Raw genomic sequence first — 20,199 nt, 5'->3', positions numbered from 1 at the left:
AAATTTAGTTATCACGACATTGTCAATTGACCCAACCGCCTATAAAAACACATCTCGATTGGGTACACAGTGATTAACCTAGAGAGTTAAATAACAAACATATCCATAAACCGATTAACTGGTGTCTTTAACAGCTTTTCTTTATCTTCAAATAAATCAATAATTTGCTCGCAGCGGTATTTAGGGAAACGTGTCGCTAAGTTATGTTCAAACTTCGCTTTTAATACCGGATCACCTTCACTGCGACGGCGGCGATGTCCAATGGGGTATTCTACTTCTACTTTTTCTGTGCTGCTGTCATCGTTGAAGAAAACCTGAATCGCATTGGCAATCGAACGCTTCTGTGGATCGTGATATTCCTCGCTGTAGCGCTTATTTTCAATGATAGTCATCTTGCTTCTCAGCTCGTCAATTTCTGGATGCGCTAGATGGAATTGGTCTTCATAGTGTTCTGCGTTTAATGTGCCAAATAGAAGTGGCACCGCTACCATGTATTGCAAACAGTGGTCCCTATCTGCAGGGTTTGCCAATTCCCCCTCTTTTGAAATGATGCGGATCGCTGATTCATGGGTTGTGATCTCAATACGTTTTATATCACTCAGTCTATGTTTTATTTGATCATGTAAGGTTACGGCTGCTTCACAAGCCGTTTGAGAATGAAACTCAGCAGGGAAACTGAGTTTAAAGAGAATGTTTTCCATTACATAAGTGCCGTATTCCCTTTGAAAACTAAACTTTCTTTGTGCTGCAGGTTTCAAAGCTAGATCTTTATTGGTTTGGCTAAATGATACGTCGTAAAACCCCCATTGTGGCGCAGTCAATACGCCCGGTATGCCCATCTCACCTCTCATTGACATGTCAGCTAGTCTCACACCACGAGATGTTGCATCCCCGGCCGCCCATGACTTGCGAGAACCGGCGTTAGGTGCGTGACGGTACGTTCGCAGCGCAGATCCATCCACCCATGCCTGTGAAATCGCAGCCATGATCTGCTCTTTATCACCGCCCATCATATGAGTAACCACTGCGGTAGTTGCAACACGCACCAATAACACGTGGCACAGCCCAACGCGGTTAAAGCTGTTTTCTAATGCCAATACGCCTTGAATTTCGTGTGCTTTTATCATTGCAGTAACAATATCTTCGAGTGTTAAAGGCTCACCTCCAGATACGGCTTGCTGTTGAGCAATGTGATCCGCCACCGCCAAAATTCCACCTAAGTTATCCGATGGATGACCCCACTCAGCAGCAAGCCAAGTATCATTAAAATCCAACCATCGAATGATACACCCAATGTCCCAAGCCGCCTTTACAGGGTCCATGGCAAATTGTGTACCCGGTACACGAGCGCCAAAAGGCACCACAGTGCCTGTCACAAGGGGGCCTAAATGCTTGCTACATTCAGGAAAACCTAGCGCTAGTAATCCACATCCCAAAGTATCCATTAAACAGTTAATTGCTGTATCAAGCGCTTCTTGAGATTCAACTCTATAATTAATCACATAATCGGCAATACCTTGAATTTCCTGATCGTAATTTGGGCGATTTGCTAAATCGACATTCGCACTCATAGTGCCACTCCTGTAGTTTCGCTGTTAGATGATTTTTATGTGAGGAAGTCATGTATTGCATAACTCATCCTCGAAAAGATAGCTGGGGCCGTTTTTAATTTAATTAGGATATTACCACAACACTTTGCAAATGATATTTATTTTCATTATCATTTGCAACTATAGGTTTTACGGCAATAAATGAAATGCCATCACTTTATTTCACTAAGCGAAAGGATAAAAATGTCAGCTCATTTACTAACATTGGTTTCATCCACAGACACAAATTCACCTGCCATGGAATACAATCGACTAATCGATCGTGCGCAGTCAGCCTACTTGTTTGGTCATCAAGAAAAAGCTGCAAACTGTTATACGGATGCGTTTAAAATCAGCCTTAAAATATTAAAACAACCAAACGCTAACAAGGTTTCGATAAACCGAATGGTCGAAATTTGTAATTTTTGTTTTGATTACTGCCCGATTTTTGAGGACACCGAGGAGTACTTCTTTTTGGAAGAAGCAGCCTATGTATTAAGTCAAATTGTACAAAGTCAAAAAGCGCTCAAGTTAAGAAAAAAAGCGCTTGAAGGGTATAAAAATATTGCCTGTTTAGCATGTGAACTGGTGCGTTTTAATCAAAGTATTCGCTGCCAAATTATCATTGACCAATATGTTCAAATTGAGTCCAAACTCGCGCGATATTTGTCACACTAAATATTCGCATGAAGTAGACCTAGGCTGTGTCACGCATCGACACAGCGCCAGTAGCTACATTTAATTGAAATTGGTTGTATAGGCACCTAAGTATGTTTGATGATTACCTACTTTTTTGCTTAGACGACACTCGAACGCATATGCTGTTCCTACATTACTGCTAATGCTATTGATGGGGCTTGCAGAAACAGACTGTAGCAAATATCCAGGGTAACTTGATAAGGTAAAATCTTTTACCAATACAGTTGGCTTGGTGTTGTAATGTGACCACTGACGGCGGATCAAACTACAAGACACTGTACGGTGCGGTTGATGCCAAATATCTATTCCTTGAAACTTTAAGCCGACTTGACTACGGATCGGGCATCGAATCGTTAGCTCACCCGTTGCTGATAAATTTGTCACACCCGCTTCTTCAAATGCAATTTCTCCTGTGACACTGACTTGTTTGCACTCCAAAGGGTCCATTACTGTGCGCACTTGTGCACCAGCTGCAAAAGACAATAATAATCCTGATAGTAGTAATGTATATTTCATGATGTTTCCTTCATTTGAACCTTTACAAGAAACACAATATTACACATTTATTACAATTTGTTAATGTTTATTTCAAATAAAATAAGCATTGCTCATATTGCCCGGCTATGAATGCTTGCCAGTGAATTCTTCGTTATTTTTCAAAAAAGGAAAGCTGCACCTACTTTCCTTACGTTGAATAAAAAGCGGAACATTAAAAAGCATTTTAAAACCTGCTATCAAAGTCTATCCAAATTTACTCAACAACAAACATAGATTCTTAGTGCTCTGTGATGCACTGCATATTGACTCTTGCGCTCGAATATCACCACAACTGGGAAAAACCGCCATTGCTGCATTTGCTTTAGCAGCCTATATGGTTTTTTAGACAATTTAAGAACCAGCCCTCGCCAGTATCACGGCTTTATTTTCAACGACGCCTTGGTCTTGGCATTGTTTAAATACCGCCACGGTCTTCGGCTTTTGGAGTTTAAAGTGGTGTACAGCGATGACACTGCCAGGGCCCATACCGGTGTGCCCAACGGTGTCCAAAATTGCATCCTGATTACACATAAGGCCCAGCCCCACAGCGGGACTTGTCCATGGTCGCTCGCCAACATCTACATTTAATTTGTAGAGTTTTTGCATTTCAATTAGGGCATTCTGACTGACTAAATTACCATTCATCAAATAGTGTAAAAACAGCGCAGCATCTTCTAGGTTACCGGCCAATAAACCGTGATAGCACCAATTAGGGTCGTAGTCTTTGGGGCCTACTTGCAGCGCATTGAAAGCAGCGAGATCTTCGACCAAAGAAACGCTGGTCAAACTAAGCTCTTTAACTAAAAAAGCAGTTATGATTTCTGACAACGTCATATCGTAGATACGTTCAACCTCAAGACGCAGCAACAGGTAACCCACATTTGAATAACACCAGCCACAACCAGGTTCAAAGCGCAAATCATCAACCTTGACTTTGTTCATCAGAGTGTCAACAGACCACGAAGGTTTGTTTTCTGCGACGGCTTGGTGATATTCACTTAAAAAACTGTAATCATTCAGACCTGAAGTATGTTGTAGCAATTGCCGATAGGTAAAGGGCTTTTCAGGCAGTTTCGAATCTAAATTTAATTTACCATTATCACAAAGCCGCATGGCGATAGTTGCAAGTACCGTTTTGGTAAAGCTCCACCATGGAACCGGGCGATGTGCATGTATGCTTATACTACCCAACTCATCAACCACACTGTATATCATTAATTGCTCCCGTTAAAATCGATGTTTGCTACATAACAAGACTCTTTGTGGACAGTTAAATTAAGAGAGTTAGATTCACTTTTGTGCAAGGATAGATCTTTTTCGTGCCAAGTTAATCGCAAAATTTTAATGCAAACTCGCAATGATATTAAAAACTTAGCATGTACATGAATTTATCTCACGAACACTTTTATTGCCCTGTTGAGAATGTTAGTTTATTCATCTCTTTAAAGTTATAACTCAATCTTTTAGGGCTTGCTAACATGGTTCAAAATCACAAGTTAAGTAAAATATTGGTTGTTTGTATGGGTAACATTTGCCGCTCCCCGACAATGGAAGCCGTTTTAAAAGCCAAAGCTCAAGACAATAATCTAACTTTAAACATTGATTCCGCAGGAACGATTAACTACCACGAGGGAAACACACCAGACAAAAGGAGTGTCAAAGCGGGTCAAAAGCGCGGTTATAGCTTCTCAGGTATATATTCGAGGCAAGTTTGCCAAAACGATTTTGCTTCCTTTGACCTTATTTTATGCGCCGACAAGCATAACATGGCCGATTTACGTGCCACTTGCCCAACCGAATACCATCATAAATTACATCTGTTCTTAGACTACGCAAACTTAACTGAGCAAGAAGTTCCTGATCCATATTATGGTGAAGGAGATGGGTTTGAGTTGGTGCTTGACCTTATTGAGCAGGCCAGTGACAACATCATTAAGCGTCTATTAACACTATAATAGGTACACATTACCTTACAGATCTAAGCGCAATAGCACTAGACGACAATTTTTGAATTACCCATAATAAAAACACATTAGTAATAAGCCAAAGCTTAAGGAAAAGAGATGAAAGAACTCGCCATCGCCTTAGTCGGGGATTTTGACAATACAGTACCCGCTCACCAAGGGATCCCACCTTCCATAGATCTCGCAGCAGAAGATCTAAAAATAAAAGTAACGGCTACTTGGTTGAGCACGGATAAAGTCAAAGACACTGATCTGTCACTATTTGATGGTATTTGGTGTGTACCAAAAACCCCTTATGCAGACCCGGAGGGCGCCTTAACAGCCATTCGATTTGCTCGAGAAAATTTACTTCCATTTCTTGGTACTTGTGGTGGCTTTCAGCATGTTGTTGTTGAATATGCACGAAACGTGATTGGCTGGTCGGATGCCGCGCATGGGGAATCTTCTCCAAACGCTAATAGACAGGTCATTTCAGAGCTCAGTTGTGCATTGATAGAAACAACTGAAACCATTAATTTATTTCCAAAGAGCCAGCTTGCTCGCATTTACGATGCCCAGTCTATTCAAGAAGGTTATCGCTGCCGTTACGGACTAAATACCCATTTTCGAGAGGCACTTCTAGCAGGCCCTTTGGTCGCAGCCGCAGATGACGATACAACAGAAGTGCGCGCCGTAGAGCTAACGATTCACCCATTTTTTATCGCGACGCTATTTCAACCAGAGCGAGCAGCGTTGAGTGGAAAACGCTCACCACTTATCAACGCATTTATAAATGCCTGTGCGCAAAATCAAGGTTTATCCAGTAAGTAACAAGATGCACTTGCCTTTTAGCACGTGATTCGGTAAAAAGCCTGCACATTATCTGGAGGTGTGACTTGTCTGACTTTGACACTGAAAACGTATATGAGCAAATTGCCAATGATTTGCGTGCGACTGGCTTAAGCATTATAGAAAACGCTATTGACCCAAACATTATTCAAGCACTCAATGAACGAATTGCGAGTTTAGAAGCGGATACATTTCAAACCGCAGGCATTGGTCGACAAAGTGACCATGAAAAAAACGCAGAGATCCGCCGCGATAAAATCCGCTGGCTTGACAAAAACAGTCACCAAGAAGCGGGTTATCTAAATGCCATGGACGATTTAAAAGACTACTTAAATCGTCGCTTATTCATGGGCTTGTTTAGCTATGAAAGCCACTTCGCACATTATGAGGCTGGTGCTTTTTATAAAAAACACTTAGATGCATTTAAAGGCAAAGCGAACCGAGTATTGACCACTGTCTTTTATCTCAATGATGAGTGGCAACCCCAAGATGGTGGCGAACTGGTTATCTTTGACGCTGAAAATCATGAAAAAGAGCATTGCCGTGTATTGCCTAAAAAAGGCACGCTGGTAACTTTTTTAAGTGACGAGTTTCCTCATGAAGTGCTCGCGGCGAATAAATCCCGCTATTCTATTGCTGGTTGGTTTCGGATCAACGCAAGTACTGCGGGTCATGTTGATCCACCAAGATAATCAATTAGATGCGGTAGTGCTCACTATCGCATCGCCCTCCCCTTATTCTCGAAAGCTACACCTAATTACAATAATTAACTTTCAAATTATTTGTGATAGCTATATCGTGGCAAAAAAATGAAAGGAAAATACTATGCGATTACCACTTCTTTGTGTTTTGCTTGTGATTTTTTTAGCTGGCTGTGTCTTTGTTTCTAAAGAAGTTCACTATTACGATGAACAGTGCAATGTCACGAAACGAAAGTATGTATTAACGAGCGAGCAAGTCGCATCGCTCGGAGCATGTTCTGGACAAGCATGCGCACTGGCAATGGCTGGTGCAGGTATTGTTTCAGCAGCCAGTTTAGTTGTGTCGGGTACCATAGTATTAAGCAAAAATACGTTGTCTTGGCTTGAGCAAAGTGAAGGGTGTACAACCCCACAAACAGAGACTAACACAAACAATACATAGTAAATAAAAAGCCCGCTATAAAGCGGGCTTTTTATTATACATTTTCACATTTAAAACTTTGCACTTGCTCACCGCGTAAGTTAAACACACTTACTTGATATGTTAAACCGGGGTTGTCCATATCTACCTTGTAGCGCCAAGCCTTGGTGGTTTTACCTCTGAAGATAGTAAAACCATCCTCTTCTAGTTTGCCTTTATTAAACACTTCCCAACGAATTATTGCAGCTGCCCGTTTACCTGTGTCGACTCCATCTAGATCGACAAATGCTTCAAGATAGCACTGTTTTGGTTCGTTCGGGATGTAGTGCGCTTGATCTATAGGAACGAGTTTGTCTCGCCAGCTATAACCAATGTGGCGGCTCCATACATAGGTTCCCATGCCTCTAACCTTGAGGGTAAAGTCTAACGTATCAATGTGGTACTTTTGCACTATGAGGTCCATCAAAGACGCTTTAATGTCTGATGGTGTATCTTCACTGACGATCAGCCTAGCCAATGTGCTCATAGCCGGTGATTCAAACTTCTTAAGAAAGTCGACTGGGTATGTCAAACACCGCTGTGCTTGTTTCTCGTTTAGAGGAGTTTGGCAATATAACATGAGACGCAATAAACTTTCTTCTTGATGTTCGCTAATCTCGGTAATTGAAGCCAATACTTCATGTGCTTTAACGGTATCTTTTTCAATGCCCGTGCCATGGAAATATAGTTTGGCTAGGGCCACCTTTGCATCTCTATGCCCTTTTAGAGCAGCTCGTTCATAGTAGCCTTTGGCTTTAATAAAGTCTTTAACACGCCCAAGCCCTTGTTGATGAAACTTGCCAAGGTTGTACAACGCATCCGTATTGTCATACTGAGCAGCACGCTCATTAAACTTAACCGCCAAATTATAGTTTGGTGCTAAAATAACATCTTCATTGTCGTAAAGCGCAGCGAGTTCCAAAGACTCGTTCGCAAGTAGTGCTTTTTCAATATCAGAACTAGGCTTCAATGGCTCTAATTTAAGTACTCTTTCCAAAAAATCAATTACTGAAAGAGATTCCTGTCTTTGACGATACCAGCTCGCCTGGCCATGCCCCACATGCTTAAAGAATAGCGTTTCAACCTCTTTATTGTGGATTTCTAATACTTGCTTGAGTCTATGGCTATGCTCGAAATGCGCAATGTAGTCTCTACGCCCTGCTATCAATAATATAGGTACGTTCAATTGTTCGGCAAGGTATACAGGTGATGGTTTTTCCTGAGCGTCTGCTTTTGCTCCTACTGCGCCTTCTATTCTTTTGATCATCTCTTCTTTTCCATGAAAGTTTGAGCTCGAGAATAAATAGGGAATATCATAAATACCATAAGCCGCAACAACACAATCAAAGCGCTCAGGTTCATGGATTGCCAACATGACCGATGAATAACCACCATAGCTACTTCCCATAGCGCATGTTTTAGTAAAGCTAAAACGTTCATTTACTTTGTCTAATACAGTTAAGATATCCGCTTCAATATCTCCACCCAAGGCCCCGATCCCTAAGTTTTGGAAAGCTTTTCCGTAGCCGGCAGATCCTCTAAAGTTCACTCTGAGTACAGTAAACCCTCGATTAGCAAGCAGTTGGATCTCTGGTCTGTAAACATTACTGTCTTGTACTCCTACTGGACCTCCATGAGGCATAACAATTAATACCTTGCGATCATTGACTCTCGGGGTGGTCAACAACCCTTCTAAACGAATACCATCTTTCGTGGTAGCCTCGATAAGTTGTGTCCTTGCAAGCTCGTATTCTTCTAAGTTTTCATAAGCTGAAATTAAACGAGTAAGTACATCAGAGCCGCTATCAAAGTGATACCAACTACCTGCATGAGTGGGAGAACTGGCAAATAGCAAATGGTTTTCACCACTTCTATCAATCGCAAGCGTCGTTAATGACAAGCCTTCTAATTCTTTAGAGAGACGACTTTTAAAAACTGCTTTTTGTTTATTTAAATACTCGTGATGTGGTTTACCATGGCGTAAGTAAGAGACGCTGACGACCTCGCCATTTTCGATGTCTGCACCTATGACGTCATATTTGTCGTTGCCATATATTAAATCGCCAATTTTATTCTCTACTAAAGAATAAGCATACACAGATACTTTATCGCTATCTTTATTACTCAATACCACCATATTTTTACTGTCTAAAAACCCTATTGGTAGAAAGTAATTTTTCTGATCGGCTTGAGCGGTCAGTAAAAGGGACCAATTCGGATCGTCAAGTGCTCTTGACGAGACCAATAGCTCAGTGTCTTTTTCTTTGAAACCAATCAGCTGTTGAATGCTTGATTCATAAAATAATTGATTGTGTCCATAACTCGTACTGAATAAATTTCGTACTTTGGGTTTTACTTGTGAAAATAAACTCTCAATTTCAACCAGTGAAATTTGATACTTTTGGCGCTTCTTTCTCTCAGAAATAAGTATATGTTTACCATTACTTGGAAACCCGCGAACCACAGACCATTTGCGGTCTAATCTGATTTCTTTAAAGCCATCTTGTGTTCTTTTAGCTAAAAATGTGTGGTTTGCTTTTTTCCCCGTAACTTCAAAGAGCAATACATCATCACTCACCCAATATTTATCGAGAAGCGCGTTGGAAACGTGAATATTTTTAATCGGCTTTGCAGTGCGATCTTTAACATTGTAATTAATTATTAGGTAACTATTCTTGCCTCTTTGGATATAGGTAACATTGTCACCATCGGGCGATAAGCTAAATCGTCCGTACTCCGCAACTGTGAGCAACTTTTGTGAATCAATTAAATGGGCTTGAACAAACAGCGGCAGTACTAACAGCCAAAGCACTAAAACAATACGTTGCTTCATAGTTTTTTACCACTCCATAGCTTGAGATAATCGTCCTCTCCCGGCCCACCATAAACTATTGTTTTATTTGATAAGATATTTGGAAATTGCGCTTTTACAAACTCTAACGCCAAAGAGGAGTTATTGATTAACTCCATGTTATATCGCAGTGCGCGTGCGAACCGTTTTGTCCTAAGTTCAATATCTCCACCATAATTAATTTCCCCTTCATTAATGGTAAAAGTCCAATACTCAGGGTCATCGACGTAAGCTCGATAATATTGGTTGAATTCTATTCGACTTAGTTTGTATTTGCCAGCTTGTAAAGCCAATAAGATATAGCTGCTTCCAGCAGTCAGATCTTGGCGGGTAATCCTAATATTTTGAGGACCTTCAATGTCGATAGACTTGAGCGTCATATTGCTATCAACACCTAGTAAGATATAACCCGTATTTTTATTTATCAGTACATCTTTATCATCTTTAATTGACTCGACATTGGTAGCACAACCACTGATAAACAAGAATACAAGCAACAGAAAGTACTTCATCAACTTAATCCTGTTAATTATAAAAAATATAAAACCGTAAACAATTATAAATTTTTATGCTCGCGAATTATAGTTTTATTCTTAGAGGTTTTTAATTGATAGTAAGTATTAACTATAGAGCTCTTTATAGCTTTAAAATAGTCGCGATAATAATCGGTGCAACGTGCATTAGCAACCAAGTGGCAATACAACCTCAACCATTAACCCTCCCTCAGCTCTGTTGCTGATGCTGATATGACCATTGTGAGCGTCTATAATCTCTCGGCACAGAGCGAGCCCTAACCCTGAACCGCTTGCCTTGGTTGAATAAAATGGTACCAGTGCATTGGTGAGTACCGCTTCTGTCATACCCGGCCCACTATCAGACACACGGAATTTCACGCCCTTTGGAATGGCGACAATATCCAGCTCGATTGAACCCGGCTGCGATCCAGATTCATGGGCGTTTTTTAGTAAGTTAATGAGCAATTGTTCCAATTGTCCACGATCGGCATGTACGACACTCACTTCACAAGAAACAGTACAAGGCCATTGCATTTGCATTGCGTCTAGTAAAGGGAGCAACTCAACTTGTTTAATCTGCGGGACTGGTAACTTAGCAAATGTGCCATAGCCTTGAATAAACTCACATAAGTGTTCAATTCGTTCATCAATCGTACTAAATACTCTATTTAAACGCGATTCATCTAGCTTATTGGCAATGATTTTACCGCTATGCAACATAGATGAAATAGGCCCCAATGAATTATTCAGTTCATGGCTAATCACTCGAATGACCTTTTTCCAAACAGCCACCTCTTGCCTATTTAGCTCTCTGGTTAACTGCTTAAAAACATACAAGCTATGAGGTTGGTTATTCAGTATCAGTTTACCAACGGCACTATGCCATATCTGCTCCTCACTGTGCGGTGACTTCACACTCACCAAACCATCGGTGAGCTGCGTGATAGCATGCATTATTTCTTTGGGGGCACCATGTGCTAAATCTGCCACCTTACTACCTTCTAGAGGGGACGAGCTACCCAGTAAACGCTGAGCACTTGGATTTGCAAATACCACAATCTCTTGATCATTTACCAGCAACAATGCTTGTGGTGCACTTTGCAACATCTTGTCGAGCATCATTTCCCGTTGATAAAGCCACTGTTTTTCTGTTCTAAGTTGTTGTGCCGTTTCATTGTATAGCCGGCATAAATCACCAAAGTCATCGTTTGATTGGTAGGCAAGTTGGTTTGAAAAGTCACCATCTTTGAAATTAAGCAACCCAATTTGAAGTGCATCAAGGGATTGTAAAAAAGGCTTTAGCAATTGTTTTAAGACCACACAAGCCAATATCCAAGCGCCTAGGGTGGTACAAAGCCATACCGGCCAAGACACCATAAACGCCACAGGCAAACAGGCAACTGCCATACTAATGCCTATGGTCAATCCTGCTCTATGGATCAGTTTACGGTGGGTTTGCTCCATTAATATTCAATCCCATATTTTTGCAAGCGTCGGTACAAGGCTTGGCGACTCATGCCAAATTGCCTCGCAACTTTGGCTATAACACCTTCACATTGCCGCATGGCTTGCTGAAGCTCTTGCTTCGACGGCTCATGGCCTTGCACCGGTGGCGTTGATTTTGCAATAGTTGATGTTAGCCCAAAATCAGCAGTATCCAGTTCACCTGTTGGCTTGAGCACCCCAGCTCTTTTACACGCATTTTCAAGCTCTCTAACATTGCCAGGCCAGGTATGAGCACGTAGTGACTTTTCTGCACTAAAGGTCAACTCTCGAGTCGGCAAAAAGTGGTGCACCAATGGTAAGATATCATCGACTCTTTGATTTAGGTTGGGTAGTTTTATCTCAATAACATTCAGTCGATAGTATAAATCTTCTCTAAAGCGACCAGCGGCAATGTCATTTAAAAGATCTGCATTGGTGGCTGAAATCACCCTGACATTCACTTTGCGAGTTTCAACAGAACCAAGTCGTTCGAATTCTCCGGTTTGCAATACACGCAGCAGCTTCATTTGACCAGACAATGGTAAATTACCTATTTCATCCAAAAAGAGTGTGCCACCATCAGCGGCTTCAAACCGGCCAATTCGCTGTTTATTCGCACCGGTATACGCCCCAGCTTCCGCGCCAAACAGCTCTGCTTCAATTAAATTGTCAGGTAGTGCACCTGCATTAACTTTAATAAACGGCTTATTCGCGAGCCTAGAGTTGGCTTGGATAATCTCTGCTACTTTTTCTTTCCCGCTGCCATTTGCCCCCGTCACAAGCACTGCCACATCAGATTTGGCAACTTGCACAGCCATTTCAACAGCGCGCTGCATAGCCACACTTTTATATATCAGGCCACAAAGCTGAACGCCCTCATTGAACTGTACCCTTTCTTGCTCTTGCCGTTGCAATTGTTGGCTGTCTTCACTGGCCTTGCCAAGCGCAATCAAATTCGCCACGCTGACAAGTAACTTTTCGTCATCCCAAGGTTTGGCCAAATAATCTGCGGCCCCTGCTTTGACAAGAGAAATTGCCATTTCCAATTCAGTCCATGCGGTTAGCAAGATTATGGGCAAGCAAGGGTTAATCGATCGCAGGTTAAAAAACAGCGCCTTGCCCTCTTCACCTGAGGTTGTATCAGCAGAAAAGTTCATATCCTGAATAACCAAGTCAATACGTTGATAGCGCACAACTTGTTCGGCCTCAAAAGGAGTTGAAGCCTCGACAACTTGGTAATCATGTAGCTCAAATAGAAGAGATAACGACTGCAAAACAGCGGGGTTATCGTCAATAATCAGTATTTTATCCATGTGCGTTTTATAATTATGTTACACCCTTTCGAGTGTAACATAGTGTTGTTCCTAATTTTTAAATACTTCGCGTTGCCACACTTGGAGAAATATTTGCGGCACGCCGAGCAGGTGAATAGACGGCAATAAAGCTCATCAATAGCATCATCCCTGCCGTGATTAAGATTGCGCTTGTTTCAAGCGGTGGCACGCTATAATGCCCCATCAGCTCTCGCCCTAGTACCAGTGCTCCAACGCCTCCAATCACTACGCCCAAAGCGGTGACCATCAAGTTTTCTAACAAAAAGTACTTGAAAATGGCTGATTTTCTCGCCCCCAGCGCACGTCGAGTACCAATCTGTTTTGTTCGCTTACTGATATTAAAATGTGTAAGGCCAAAAATGCCTAACGCAGTAATAATTACTAAAAACACGACAATTGCGATTAACATGCGGATCATTAATGTGTCACCGGCATAGGTGTCCGCTTTCGATTTGTCCAACCCTTTGATATTCATAACGACTCGACCACGATCAAGATCTAGCAGTAAAGGCTCTATTTGTTTCATGACCTGTGCGCGTTTTTGTGGCGTCGTTTTAACGATAAACTTTTGGTAAGTTTGCGCTTCTTCAATGGGAAGAAATATCAAGCTATTTCCCATGTTTGAACGAGGCCATTGGCTTTTTAGGGTATCGATGATCCCGATTATTTTGAATGCATCGTCTCCATTATAAACTGTTTCATTTAACCCATTACCTTGTCCAAAAAGTTTGTCAGCGACTGCTCTACTTACAATACCAACAGATGGGTAATCGCCATTTCTACCATAAATCACATCACTTTGCGTAAAGTCTCTCCCCTCGTTAATGGTTAAACCCAGTGTGCTAATAATATGATGATTTGCTCGAATATACCCTGAGTCTGCATTTTTACCGCTATGCTCTTCGGGATCGGTGCTTAATGTTCTTGACCCGCCGCTGCGCGACAGAGGTATAGAGCTTACCGCCAGCACATCAATCACGCCATCCAGCACTTTAAGTTGTCTGATGTCTTCTTTAAATTGTTTTGGTATGTCGGTATCTTTGTCATAAGTTAACAAGGTATAAGATATGATCCCTTGTTCATCATAGCCGGTGGTTTGGTTTATCTTTTCTGCTCTGTCTGCAACGATAGACATTGCATTGCTTACTAACGCCAAGGTAATGGCGATTTGCATGACCAGTAAAATAGCCCCGGTTTTTGATCGCGTTAAAGCGCTTAAAATAGGTTTTATTTCAGACATTTAAAGCACTCCTTTATTGTATTTTTAAGTGTGTGGCTGGTGATGTTTTACATACGACCCAGGCAGGGAAAAGACCTGCAATTAAACATGCCAAGATAGAAATCAAAGGCGAGATCAACAACATCTGCCAATCCATGGTCGCGATCAGTTCATAACCTGATTTAGACTCTCTGATCCCCGCTAAGCCCAACTGCGCTAAAACCACACCAACGACAGAACCAAGTAGCCCCAAGATAGCCACCTCAACCAAGTGTTGATAAAATATCTGGCGCTTACTTGCCCCCAGCGCACGCCTTACACCAGCATCAGGGGCACGTTTTAGAAATTTCGCCAGCAGCATGCCTAATATGTTTGCAATGCACACAGCTAAAAACATAAAACTCAATCCAACCAATATTTTGTTGTCTGCACTGACGACGTGATTGTACTTTAACCACTGTGTTACAGGCTGCAAATTGTACGCTAACTCTTTGCGATTAAAGCGGCCTAGCTCTTGCTGTTCGCGCATATAATCCAGTAAAAACTGCCCATGCTGCGCTTTTTCGGACGCTGAATTAAGTTCAACCCAAAACTGTAACCACACCGTTTCTGAATTTAAAAATTGCTCCCTAGAATTAATCTCTTCATTCTTCCAACCATTGGTATTTCCCCAACTTGAAACTTGATAAGCTTTGGCATGACTCAGCGGAATAAACACCTCTTCAGCAGGGTCAAAGGCGCTATTGTTTACGTCATAAAACTTCACTGCTGGGCGCCACTTTTTTGTAATGCCTACAACTTCATAGCGGCGGTCACCTAAATAAACGGATTCACCTAAAGCATTCTTTCGGCCAAATAGCTTTTGCGATAGCACTTCACTAATAACAACAACAGGTGCGGCTTGCTCACTTTGTGCTTCACTCCATACATTTCCATATAAGAAAGACATATCGAACATGTCGAAAAAATCTCTGCTTGTTACCCTCACGTCTTTAATAAAAGGCACACTGTCGGGCTTATCTAAATGGATCGCGGCCCCCGATTTGAACATCGCAACTTTCTTTTCCAGCGGTGAATTTTCTAGTAAATACATCGCATCCTTATAAGTTACCTGTTGTGGTAAGTTATCTGGTGTGCGCCAAGTTTGACCATCATCCATAATCTGTAACTGTAAAGCATGAAGCTGTGCGCTTTTGTTCGGAATAGGATCCGCACTTTTCATGTGATAAACAGATAAAGTTGTCATCGTCACGCCAATGCCAATACCAATCGCGATGATCATCAATACGCTGATAAAGGGCGTTTGTCTGATATTTCGCCATGCTAAATCACAATAATGTAGCAACATATTAAACCCCCAATGGCGTTTGTGTGTTTTCACGTGTCCCTTGTACACCTTGGTATAAGGTAAAATCAGCAACTTGGCCGTCTACGATTTGAATGTTACGTGGCGTTCTTCTCGCAAGCTCTTGATCGTGCGTAACCATCACTATCGTTGTACCCGCCCTATTTAGTTCCTCCAACAATGTCATAACCTGCTTTGCCATTAAGCTATCTAGGTTTCCTGTCGGCTCATCAGCCAGTAAAAAGCGTGGTTCTCCAGCCAGCGCACGTGCGATGGCGACACGTTGTTGTTGGCCTCCTGACAATTGCTGTGGTAAATGACGCGCGCGCCCAGCTAACCCAACTTGTTCAAGACATTGCTCTATCCGTCTTTTTCGCTGTGCAGTTTTAATCCCGCGATAGCGCAACGGCACTTCAATATTTTCAAATAGATTTAGGTCTGGAATTAGATTAAACCCTTGAAAAATAAACCCTATTTTTTGATTTCTCAGGTCCGATCGCTGATTGTCATTAAGCTTCCCTACATCTACGCCATCGAGCATGTATTGACCAGATGAAAATGGTTCAAGCAACCCTGCAATATTTAAAAATGTGGTCTTTCCTGATCCTGAAGGCCCTGTTACAGCAATAAACTCTCCTTCATTGACGGTTAGATTGAACTCTCTCAGTGCTTGTGTTTGGACCATTTCGGTTTGATATAACTTACCGATATCTTGCATTTGTAACATCACATGTCTTCCTTATTTATTGTCTGATTAGCACTGAACTTGCATCGCTGAACGCATCATATCCAGAGACGATGATTTCGTCACCCTCTTGAAGCCCTGCAATGATTTCAATGTCTTTTAAACTACTTGAACCGGTTTTGATATCTACACGCTGAGCCAAATTGTCACGCAAGCGATAAGCAACATATCCACCGGTATTTAAAAACGGGCCGCGCTTCACTTTCAGCACATTATGTTTGTTTTCTAGCTGAATACGGGCATGTACTCGTTGATTCTGGCGAATACCAGAAATGTCTTGATTGGAAAACTTTACTCGGGTAGTCACTTCACGATCGCTGACCTCTGGCGATATGGCGCTTAGTTGACCTTCGAACTCTTTTGCACCTATACGCATTAGTACAGGCATAGATAAACCCAACTCATTGGCATAACTTTCAGGAACTTGCAGCTCCACTTCATAGGCAGATAAATCAACCAAAGTCATCAAGGGTTGATTCTGGCTCACTGCCGATTTGTTTTGCACCAGTAAATTACCAACAATACCATCCACTGACGCTCGCACTTGTAAATTGGTCACTCTGCGTTTGACTTCTTCAACCACAATAGCCTGACGCTCAACATTGCTTTTGACAGAGGCGAGTTCAAACTTCAGAGTATCACGACCAATCTCTGCCTCTTTTTGTGCATGCGTAAAGTTCAGTTTGGCTCGAGCAAACTCATCCTGTGCTTGTTCGAGATCTATTTGGCTAATTAAGCTTGTTTTAATCGAGATCTGAGCACGTCGATTCTCTCTTTCTGCTGCATCTAGAGTGACTCTGGCTAAATCTAATGACTTTTCAAGCGCCAAAGCCTGACGCCTTGATTCTAATTGCTGCCGTTGCCATTCGCTTTCTAAGCGCGACAATTCTGATTCTTGTTGCTTTAACTCACTGCTTAACTCGGGACTGTGTAACTGAGCAACGAGTTGCCCTTTATGCACACTGTCACCTGCATTGACATATAAGGTTGTCACACCAATTTCAGGGCTGTAAATGGTTGGCGCATGTGCTGCAACAATTTTGCCTTGAGCACCGACTTCACGTACCAAATTGCCAAATTCTACTTTAGCAATATCCAACTCTTCTCTCTCAATAGAATGCTGTGCTTGTGGCGATAACTGCAACCACAACAAAACCCCAAACAACGCCGCTGTCACACCGAGCATGAGTGCCCACTTACGCTTACATATTGGCCTATTATTTAGAATGTGCTGATCCTGTCCACTGGTATCTTTAATCATCTCAATCACTCATTTATATCCTGATGCAATCAGATATACCAATACCATGCCAAAAATATCATATTGATTTATAAGCACTTTAATTTTTAGGACGGGTAAAAAAGCGTCCGCGGACAGAAATTGTGTCCGCTGCGGACAGGTACTGTACTCGCTATGAAATCAATGATTAGGGTGCGCCATGGAGCAGAACACGATATAGTACTGAAGAGCACAAGAAGACAAGGAAACTCACTATGCGTACTGTATTAATTCTGCTTTTGGGCCTATTGAGCTTTTCAAGCTTCGCTATGCCGGAAAATATCATTCTCGTCAGACATGCCGAGAAACAAAAAGGCGTTGATCCTAGCCTGACACAACAGGGAATTAAACGCGCGCATTACATCGCGCAAATGATGCTCCCGTATGAGCCAACAAAACTATACTCAACCAACTACAATCGTACTAAAGCAACACTAGCACCACTTGCTGATCTGATAGATACACATATTTCAATGTATAACCCAGGGAAGCTCGAAGAGTTTGCACACATGCTGAAAAAACAAACTGGAACTATAGTCGTTGCAGGTCACAGCAATACAACACCCACTTTGGTTTCACTGCTAACTGGTCGAGATGTCAGCATAGCCGAAGACGAGTTTGACAAAGTTTTTGTGATCACATTTGAAGACGAAACCGGTAAATTAAAAATCCGCAGTTCAAATAGATAGATTTATTCAGCGGCTATAGCAGGTGTAATAATGTGTAATGTTTATAGCTGTTAATTCCCTTTATAGTGGACATTATCACTTTGTTGGAGCAGCTTCATTTATTAGGAGCTGCATTGTCATTTACCAAAATGGAGTACTTGATAGATGTCTTTCATAACCCCCCCAGGCTCATATAAATCGAGTTGCCGTAATATCCACTTTGAGGGGATCCCTGGCGAAGAAGATTGCTATATCATAGCATTATGTCAAAAAGAAGATGGCAGCTGGGTTGAAAGCAGACTCAAATATGACATTGCAAATATCAACGGGCAACTTGCTTGGGCGCCTGATAGGAAATAGAGCATTCCCTTTTAAAAAACATGCAATCATATGTCGATACAGTGGGCCTAGGCATGGGCCTTTTTTCCTTCTTAACTAGAGCTCAAAGCAACTCAAAAATCCGTTTTAACCCCGCCGTAATATTCTCTGTATTTTGACCTGCAAATCCAAGCCGTATGTGGGTATATGACGCCCTCGGCGAACCACAAAATGCACGCTCAGTAAGCGCATAGATACTCGCCTCATGCAATTTATTGGGCAAAAAAGCAATGTCGCGTTTCAGGTCGACCCAAAAAGCCATGCCGCCGTCTGGTTGTTTGAATTCAATGTCATATCCTTGGTTTTGAAACTGAGTCAACTGCGATGCCATTAAATCACAGCGTTGTTGGTATAACTTAGTCATGCGTCGCAAATGACGCTCAAAACACCCCGTTGCCATCCAATCAGCAATGGCCAATTGCAACAATACATCATTTTTATGGTTTATCAGCTGTTTTAATCTTATCAATTGCTGCAAAACCACAGGCGCCGCTGTGACATACCCCAAACGTGCACCTGCAAACATGATCTTAGAAAAAGTAGACAGGTAGATCACTATTTGAGCCGGATCATTTGCCGCGATGGGTTGTAACGGTGGGCAACGATAATGAAACTCATGATCGTAGTCATCTTCGACAATAAACACCCCATGCTGTGCACACAACTTGTAAATCGCCAATCGGCGGGCAACCGACATGGTGATCGTGGTCGGGTACTGGTGTAAAGGCGTTAAGTACACTAAACGTATATCAGCACCTGAAAGACATTCAGCCAGTGAATCAACACACAACCCTTGTTCATCTTGCGCAATATCATGAATGACACCACCAGATGCAAGAAATGCTTGGCGTGCTGGGGGGTAACCTAGCGCTTCCATCGCCACGCCTTGCCCTGGCGATAAGAACGCCTGGCCGACCAAAAACAAAGCCTCTTGAGAACCGTTACAAACTAATACATCTTCACAACTCAGTCCGCGCCCTTTTCTTAAATACGCTTTTAACTGCTCCCTAAGTGCTGGCTCTCCCGCGGTATTTTGGTAATGAAATGCTGCTGCATTACTACTTCGACAGATCCGGTTCATACTGCGTCTAAATTCGTCAAATGGAAAATGCTTCACATCGGGTAACCCACCAGCAAAATTGTATTGATAGTCACTTAACTGAGTTGATTTTACCGCAGCTAATGGGGCAGAAAATTGAGGCAATACTGGTTGATACAGCTCGTTTTTTAGTTCAACTTGTGCACTTTCCACCACAGGCAATTGCTGATTAACCTTGTAACCCTTTCGAAGCTCTGAGATCAGCCATCCTTCGGCGACCAGATTTTGCAAGGCCACCATGATGGTGTGTCGATTAAGACCAAATAGTTGCCCCAATGTGCGTGCTGATGGGAGCTTTTCACCAGGTTTTAATTGACCACTTTGAATCGCTTCTCGCACTTGTTGAGCCATCTGAACATGTTTAGCGGTTTTAACATGCTCTTCGAGTGGACGACCTGTAAACATAATAATTTTGATAACTATGACAATAGCCATAGCGTATAAAAAACACACCTCACTGACAAGCTGGTATAGCAATTTATTTAAAACTGGTTGTTTTAACC

The 20,199-nt window shown here is 42.1% G+C and carries 19 protein-coding genes; 7 read left to right on the top strand and 12 right to left on the bottom strand.

The annotated features are described in order from the left end of the window. Positions 1–86: 86 nt before the first annotated feature. Entirely contained in the window at positions 87–1,571 is a 1,485-nt protein-coding gene (locus MHN81_RS09455) for a bifunctional 2-methylcitrate dehydratase/aconitate hydratase (protein WP_023402123.1), read from the bottom strand. A 222-nt stretch (positions 1,572–1,793) separates the two neighbouring features. On the opposite strand from MHN81_RS09455, the gene MHN81_RS09450 reads away from it, so the two are divergent. After that, the gene (locus tag MHN81_RS09450; RefSeq protein WP_239425608.1) at positions 1,794–2,267 is read left to right on the top strand and encodes a hypothetical protein; all 474 of its coding nucleotides are present in this window, start codon (positions 1,794–1,796) and stop codon (positions 2,265–2,267) included. Between the two features lie 60 nt (positions 2,268–2,327). Here the strand turns inward: MHN81_RS09450 and MHN81_RS09445 are convergent, their stop codons facing one another. Together MHN81_RS09445 and MHN81_RS09440 are read right to left on the bottom strand one after the other, a co-directional pair. Continuing rightward, positions 2,328–2,804: a hypothetical protein gene (locus tag MHN81_RS09445; RefSeq protein WP_239425607.1), complete on the bottom strand. Its 477-nt coding sequence runs from the start codon at positions 2,802–2,804 to the stop codon at positions 2,328–2,330. 372 nt (positions 2,805–3,176) lie between these two features. Beyond that, positions 3,177–4,040, bottom strand: a complete 864-nt coding sequence (locus MHN81_RS09440) for a serine hydrolase domain-containing protein (RefSeq protein WP_239425606.1) — start codon at positions 4,038–4,040, stop codon at positions 3,177–3,179. Positions 4,041–4,303: 263 nt separating this feature from the next. Here MHN81_RS09440 and MHN81_RS09435 point away from each other — a divergent pair, with 263 nt between their 5' ends. The 4 genes from MHN81_RS09435 (at position 4,304) to MHN81_RS09420 (ending at position 6,760) form a co-directional block, all read left to right on the top strand. After that, entirely contained in the window at positions 4,304–4,780 is a 477-nt protein-coding gene (locus MHN81_RS09435) for a low molecular weight protein-tyrosine-phosphatase (protein ID WP_023402119.1), read from the top strand. 108 nt (positions 4,781–4,888) lie between these two features. After that, positions 4,889–5,599, top strand: coding sequence for a CTP synthase (locus MHN81_RS09430; RefSeq protein ID WP_023402118.1), 711 nt, complete (start codon positions 4,889–4,891; stop codon positions 5,597–5,599). A gap of 65 nt (positions 5,600–5,664) precedes the next feature. Further along, the gene (locus MHN81_RS09425) at positions 5,665–6,309 is read left to right on the top strand and encodes a 2OG-Fe(II) oxygenase (RefSeq protein ID WP_023402117.1); all 645 of its coding nucleotides are present in this window, start codon (positions 5,665–5,667) and stop codon (positions 6,307–6,309) included. A gap of 133 nt (positions 6,310–6,442) precedes the next feature. Next, complete coding sequence (locus tag MHN81_RS09420) at positions 6,443–6,760, top strand: hypothetical protein (RefSeq protein ID WP_023402116.1); 318 nt, start codon at positions 6,443–6,445, stop codon at positions 6,758–6,760. 34 nt (positions 6,761–6,794) lie between these two features. Here MHN81_RS09420 and MHN81_RS09415 read toward each other — a convergent pair whose 3' ends face one another. From MHN81_RS09415 to MHN81_RS09380, 8 genes are all read right to left on the bottom strand, one after another. Then, the gene (locus tag MHN81_RS09415) at positions 6,795–9,611 is read right to left on the bottom strand and encodes an alpha/beta fold hydrolase (protein ID WP_239425605.1); all 2,817 of its coding nucleotides are present in this window, start codon (positions 9,609–9,611) and stop codon (positions 6,795–6,797) included. Further along, positions 9,608–10,141 (bottom strand): hypothetical protein, encoded by a 534-nt coding sequence (locus MHN81_RS09410; RefSeq protein WP_023402114.1) that lies wholly within the window; start codon positions 10,139–10,141, stop codon positions 9,608–9,610. The genes MHN81_RS09415 and MHN81_RS09410 overlap by 4 nt, the downstream gene beginning before the upstream one ends. A 168-nt stretch (positions 10,142–10,309) precedes the next feature. Continuing rightward, positions 10,310–11,608, bottom strand: a complete 1,299-nt coding sequence (locus tag MHN81_RS09405) for an ATP-binding protein (RefSeq protein WP_023402113.1) — start codon at positions 11,606–11,608, stop codon at positions 10,310–10,312. Next, the gene (locus tag MHN81_RS09400; protein ID WP_023402112.1) at positions 11,608–12,942 is read right to left on the bottom strand and encodes a sigma-54 dependent transcriptional regulator; all 1,335 of its coding nucleotides are present in this window, start codon (positions 12,940–12,942) and stop codon (positions 11,608–11,610) included. Before MHN81_RS09400 ends, MHN81_RS09405 begins: the two co-directional genes overlap by 1 nt. A 58-nt stretch (positions 12,943–13,000) precedes the next feature. Continuing rightward, entirely contained in the window at positions 13,001–14,203 is a 1,203-nt protein-coding gene (locus MHN81_RS09395; RefSeq protein WP_239425604.1) for an FtsX-like permease family protein, read from the bottom strand. A 13-nt stretch (positions 14,204–14,216) separates the two neighbouring features. Next, a complete protein-coding gene (locus MHN81_RS09390; RefSeq protein WP_239425603.1) occupies positions 14,217–15,530 on the bottom strand; it encodes an ABC transporter permease in 1,314 nt (437 codons plus the stop codon). 1 nt (position 15,531) lies between these two features. After that, positions 15,532–16,254, bottom strand: a complete 723-nt coding sequence (locus MHN81_RS09385) for an ABC transporter ATP-binding protein (RefSeq protein WP_023402109.1) — start codon at positions 16,252–16,254, stop codon at positions 15,532–15,534. Between the two features lie 16 nt (positions 16,255–16,270). Continuing rightward, on the bottom strand, positions 16,271–17,533 hold the full coding sequence (locus MHN81_RS09380; RefSeq protein ID WP_239425602.1) for an efflux RND transporter periplasmic adaptor subunit: 1,263 nt from the start codon (positions 17,531–17,533) through the stop codon (positions 16,271–16,273). A 233-nt stretch (positions 17,534–17,766) separates the two neighbouring features. On the opposite strand from MHN81_RS09380, the gene MHN81_RS09375 reads away from it, so the two are divergent. Beyond that, positions 17,767–18,240 carry a histidine phosphatase family protein gene (locus MHN81_RS09375; RefSeq protein ID WP_023402107.1) on the top strand — a complete coding sequence of 158 codons (474 nt, stop codon included), beginning with the start codon at positions 17,767–17,769 and terminating at the stop codon, positions 18,238–18,240. Positions 18,241–18,384: 144 nt separating this feature from the next. Next, a complete protein-coding gene (locus tag MHN81_RS09370; protein WP_023402106.1) occupies positions 18,385–18,579 on the top strand; it encodes a CVNH domain-containing protein in 195 nt (64 codons plus the stop codon). 82 nt (positions 18,580–18,661) lie between these two features. On the opposite strand, the gene MHN81_RS09365 is transcribed toward MHN81_RS09370, so the two are convergent. Beyond that, on the bottom strand, positions 18,662–20,101 hold the full coding sequence (locus MHN81_RS09365) for a PLP-dependent aminotransferase family protein (RefSeq protein WP_036977405.1): 1,440 nt from the start codon (positions 20,099–20,101) through the stop codon (positions 18,662–18,664). Positions 20,102–20,199 lie beyond the last annotated feature (98 nt).

The organism is Pseudoalteromonas sp. Of7M-16 (assembly GCF_022347805.1).
In the GTDB taxonomy this organism is placed as follows: domain Bacteria; phylum Pseudomonadota; class Gammaproteobacteria; order Enterobacterales; family Alteromonadaceae; genus Pseudoalteromonas; species Pseudoalteromonas luteoviolacea_F.
The sequence above is the reverse complement of the archived record's forward strand: the minus strand, read 5'-3'. Positions and strand labels throughout refer to the sequence as shown.

Bases quoted from the DNA above. Each gene is read 5' to 3' on its own strand.
- MHN81_RS09400 (WP_023402112.1), bottom strand. From the start codon at position 12,942: ATGGATAAAATACTGATTATTGACGATAACCCCGCTGTTTTGCAGTCG.
- MHN81_RS09430 (WP_023402118.1), top strand. From the start codon at position 4,889: ATGAAAGAACTCGCCATCGCCTTAGTCGGGGATTTTGACAATACAGTA.
- MHN81_RS09415 (WP_239425605.1), bottom strand. From the start codon at position 9,611: ATGAAGCAACGTATTGTTTTAGTGCTTTGGCTGTTAGTACTGCCGCTG.
- MHN81_RS09450 (WP_239425608.1), top strand. From the start codon at position 1,794: ATGTCAGCTCATTTACTAACATTGGTTTCATCCACAGACACAAATTCA.
- MHN81_RS09405 (WP_023402113.1), bottom strand. From the start codon at position 11,608: ATGGAGCAAACCCACCGTAAACTGATCCATAGAGCAGGATTGACCATA.
- MHN81_RS09440 (WP_239425606.1), bottom strand. From the start codon at position 4,040: ATGATATACAGTGTGGTTGATGAGTTGGGTAGTATAAGCATACATGCA.
- MHN81_RS09445 (WP_239425607.1), bottom strand. From the start codon at position 2,804: ATGAAATATACATTACTACTATCAGGATTATTATTGTCTTTTGCAGCT.
- MHN81_RS09380 (WP_239425602.1), bottom strand. From the start codon at position 17,533: ATGATTAAAGATACCAGTGGACAGGATCAGCACATTCTAAATAATAGG.
- MHN81_RS09455 (WP_023402123.1), bottom strand. From the start codon at position 1,571: ATGAGTGCGAATGTCGATTTAGCAAATCGCCCAAATTACGATCAGGAA.
- MHN81_RS09390 (WP_239425603.1), bottom strand. From the start codon at position 15,530: ATGTTGCTACATTATTGTGATTTAGCATGGCGAAATATCAGACAAACG.
- MHN81_RS09420 (WP_023402116.1), top strand. From the start codon at position 6,443: ATGCGATTACCACTTCTTTGTGTTTTGCTTGTGATTTTTTTAGCTGGC.
- MHN81_RS09385 (WP_023402109.1), bottom strand. From the start codon at position 16,254: ATGTTACAAATGCAAGATATCGGTAAGTTATATCAAACCGAAATGGTC.
- MHN81_RS09395 (WP_239425604.1), bottom strand. From the start codon at position 14,203: ATGTCTGAAATAAAACCTATTTTAAGCGCTTTAACGCGATCAAAAACC.
- MHN81_RS09410 (WP_023402114.1), bottom strand. From the start codon at position 10,141: ATGAAGTACTTTCTGTTGCTTGTATTCTTGTTTATCAGTGGTTGTGCT.
- MHN81_RS09365 (WP_036977405.1), bottom strand. From the start codon at position 20,101: ATGTTTACAGGTCGTCCACTCGAAGAGCATGTTAAAACCGCTAAACAT.
- MHN81_RS09370 (WP_023402106.1), top strand. From the start codon at position 18,385: ATGTCTTTCATAACCCCCCCAGGCTCATATAAATCGAGTTGCCGTAAT.
- MHN81_RS09375 (WP_023402107.1), top strand. From the start codon at position 17,767: ATGCGTACTGTATTAATTCTGCTTTTGGGCCTATTGAGCTTTTCAAGC.
- MHN81_RS09435 (WP_023402119.1), top strand. From the start codon at position 4,304: ATGGTTCAAAATCACAAGTTAAGTAAAATATTGGTTGTTTGTATGGGT.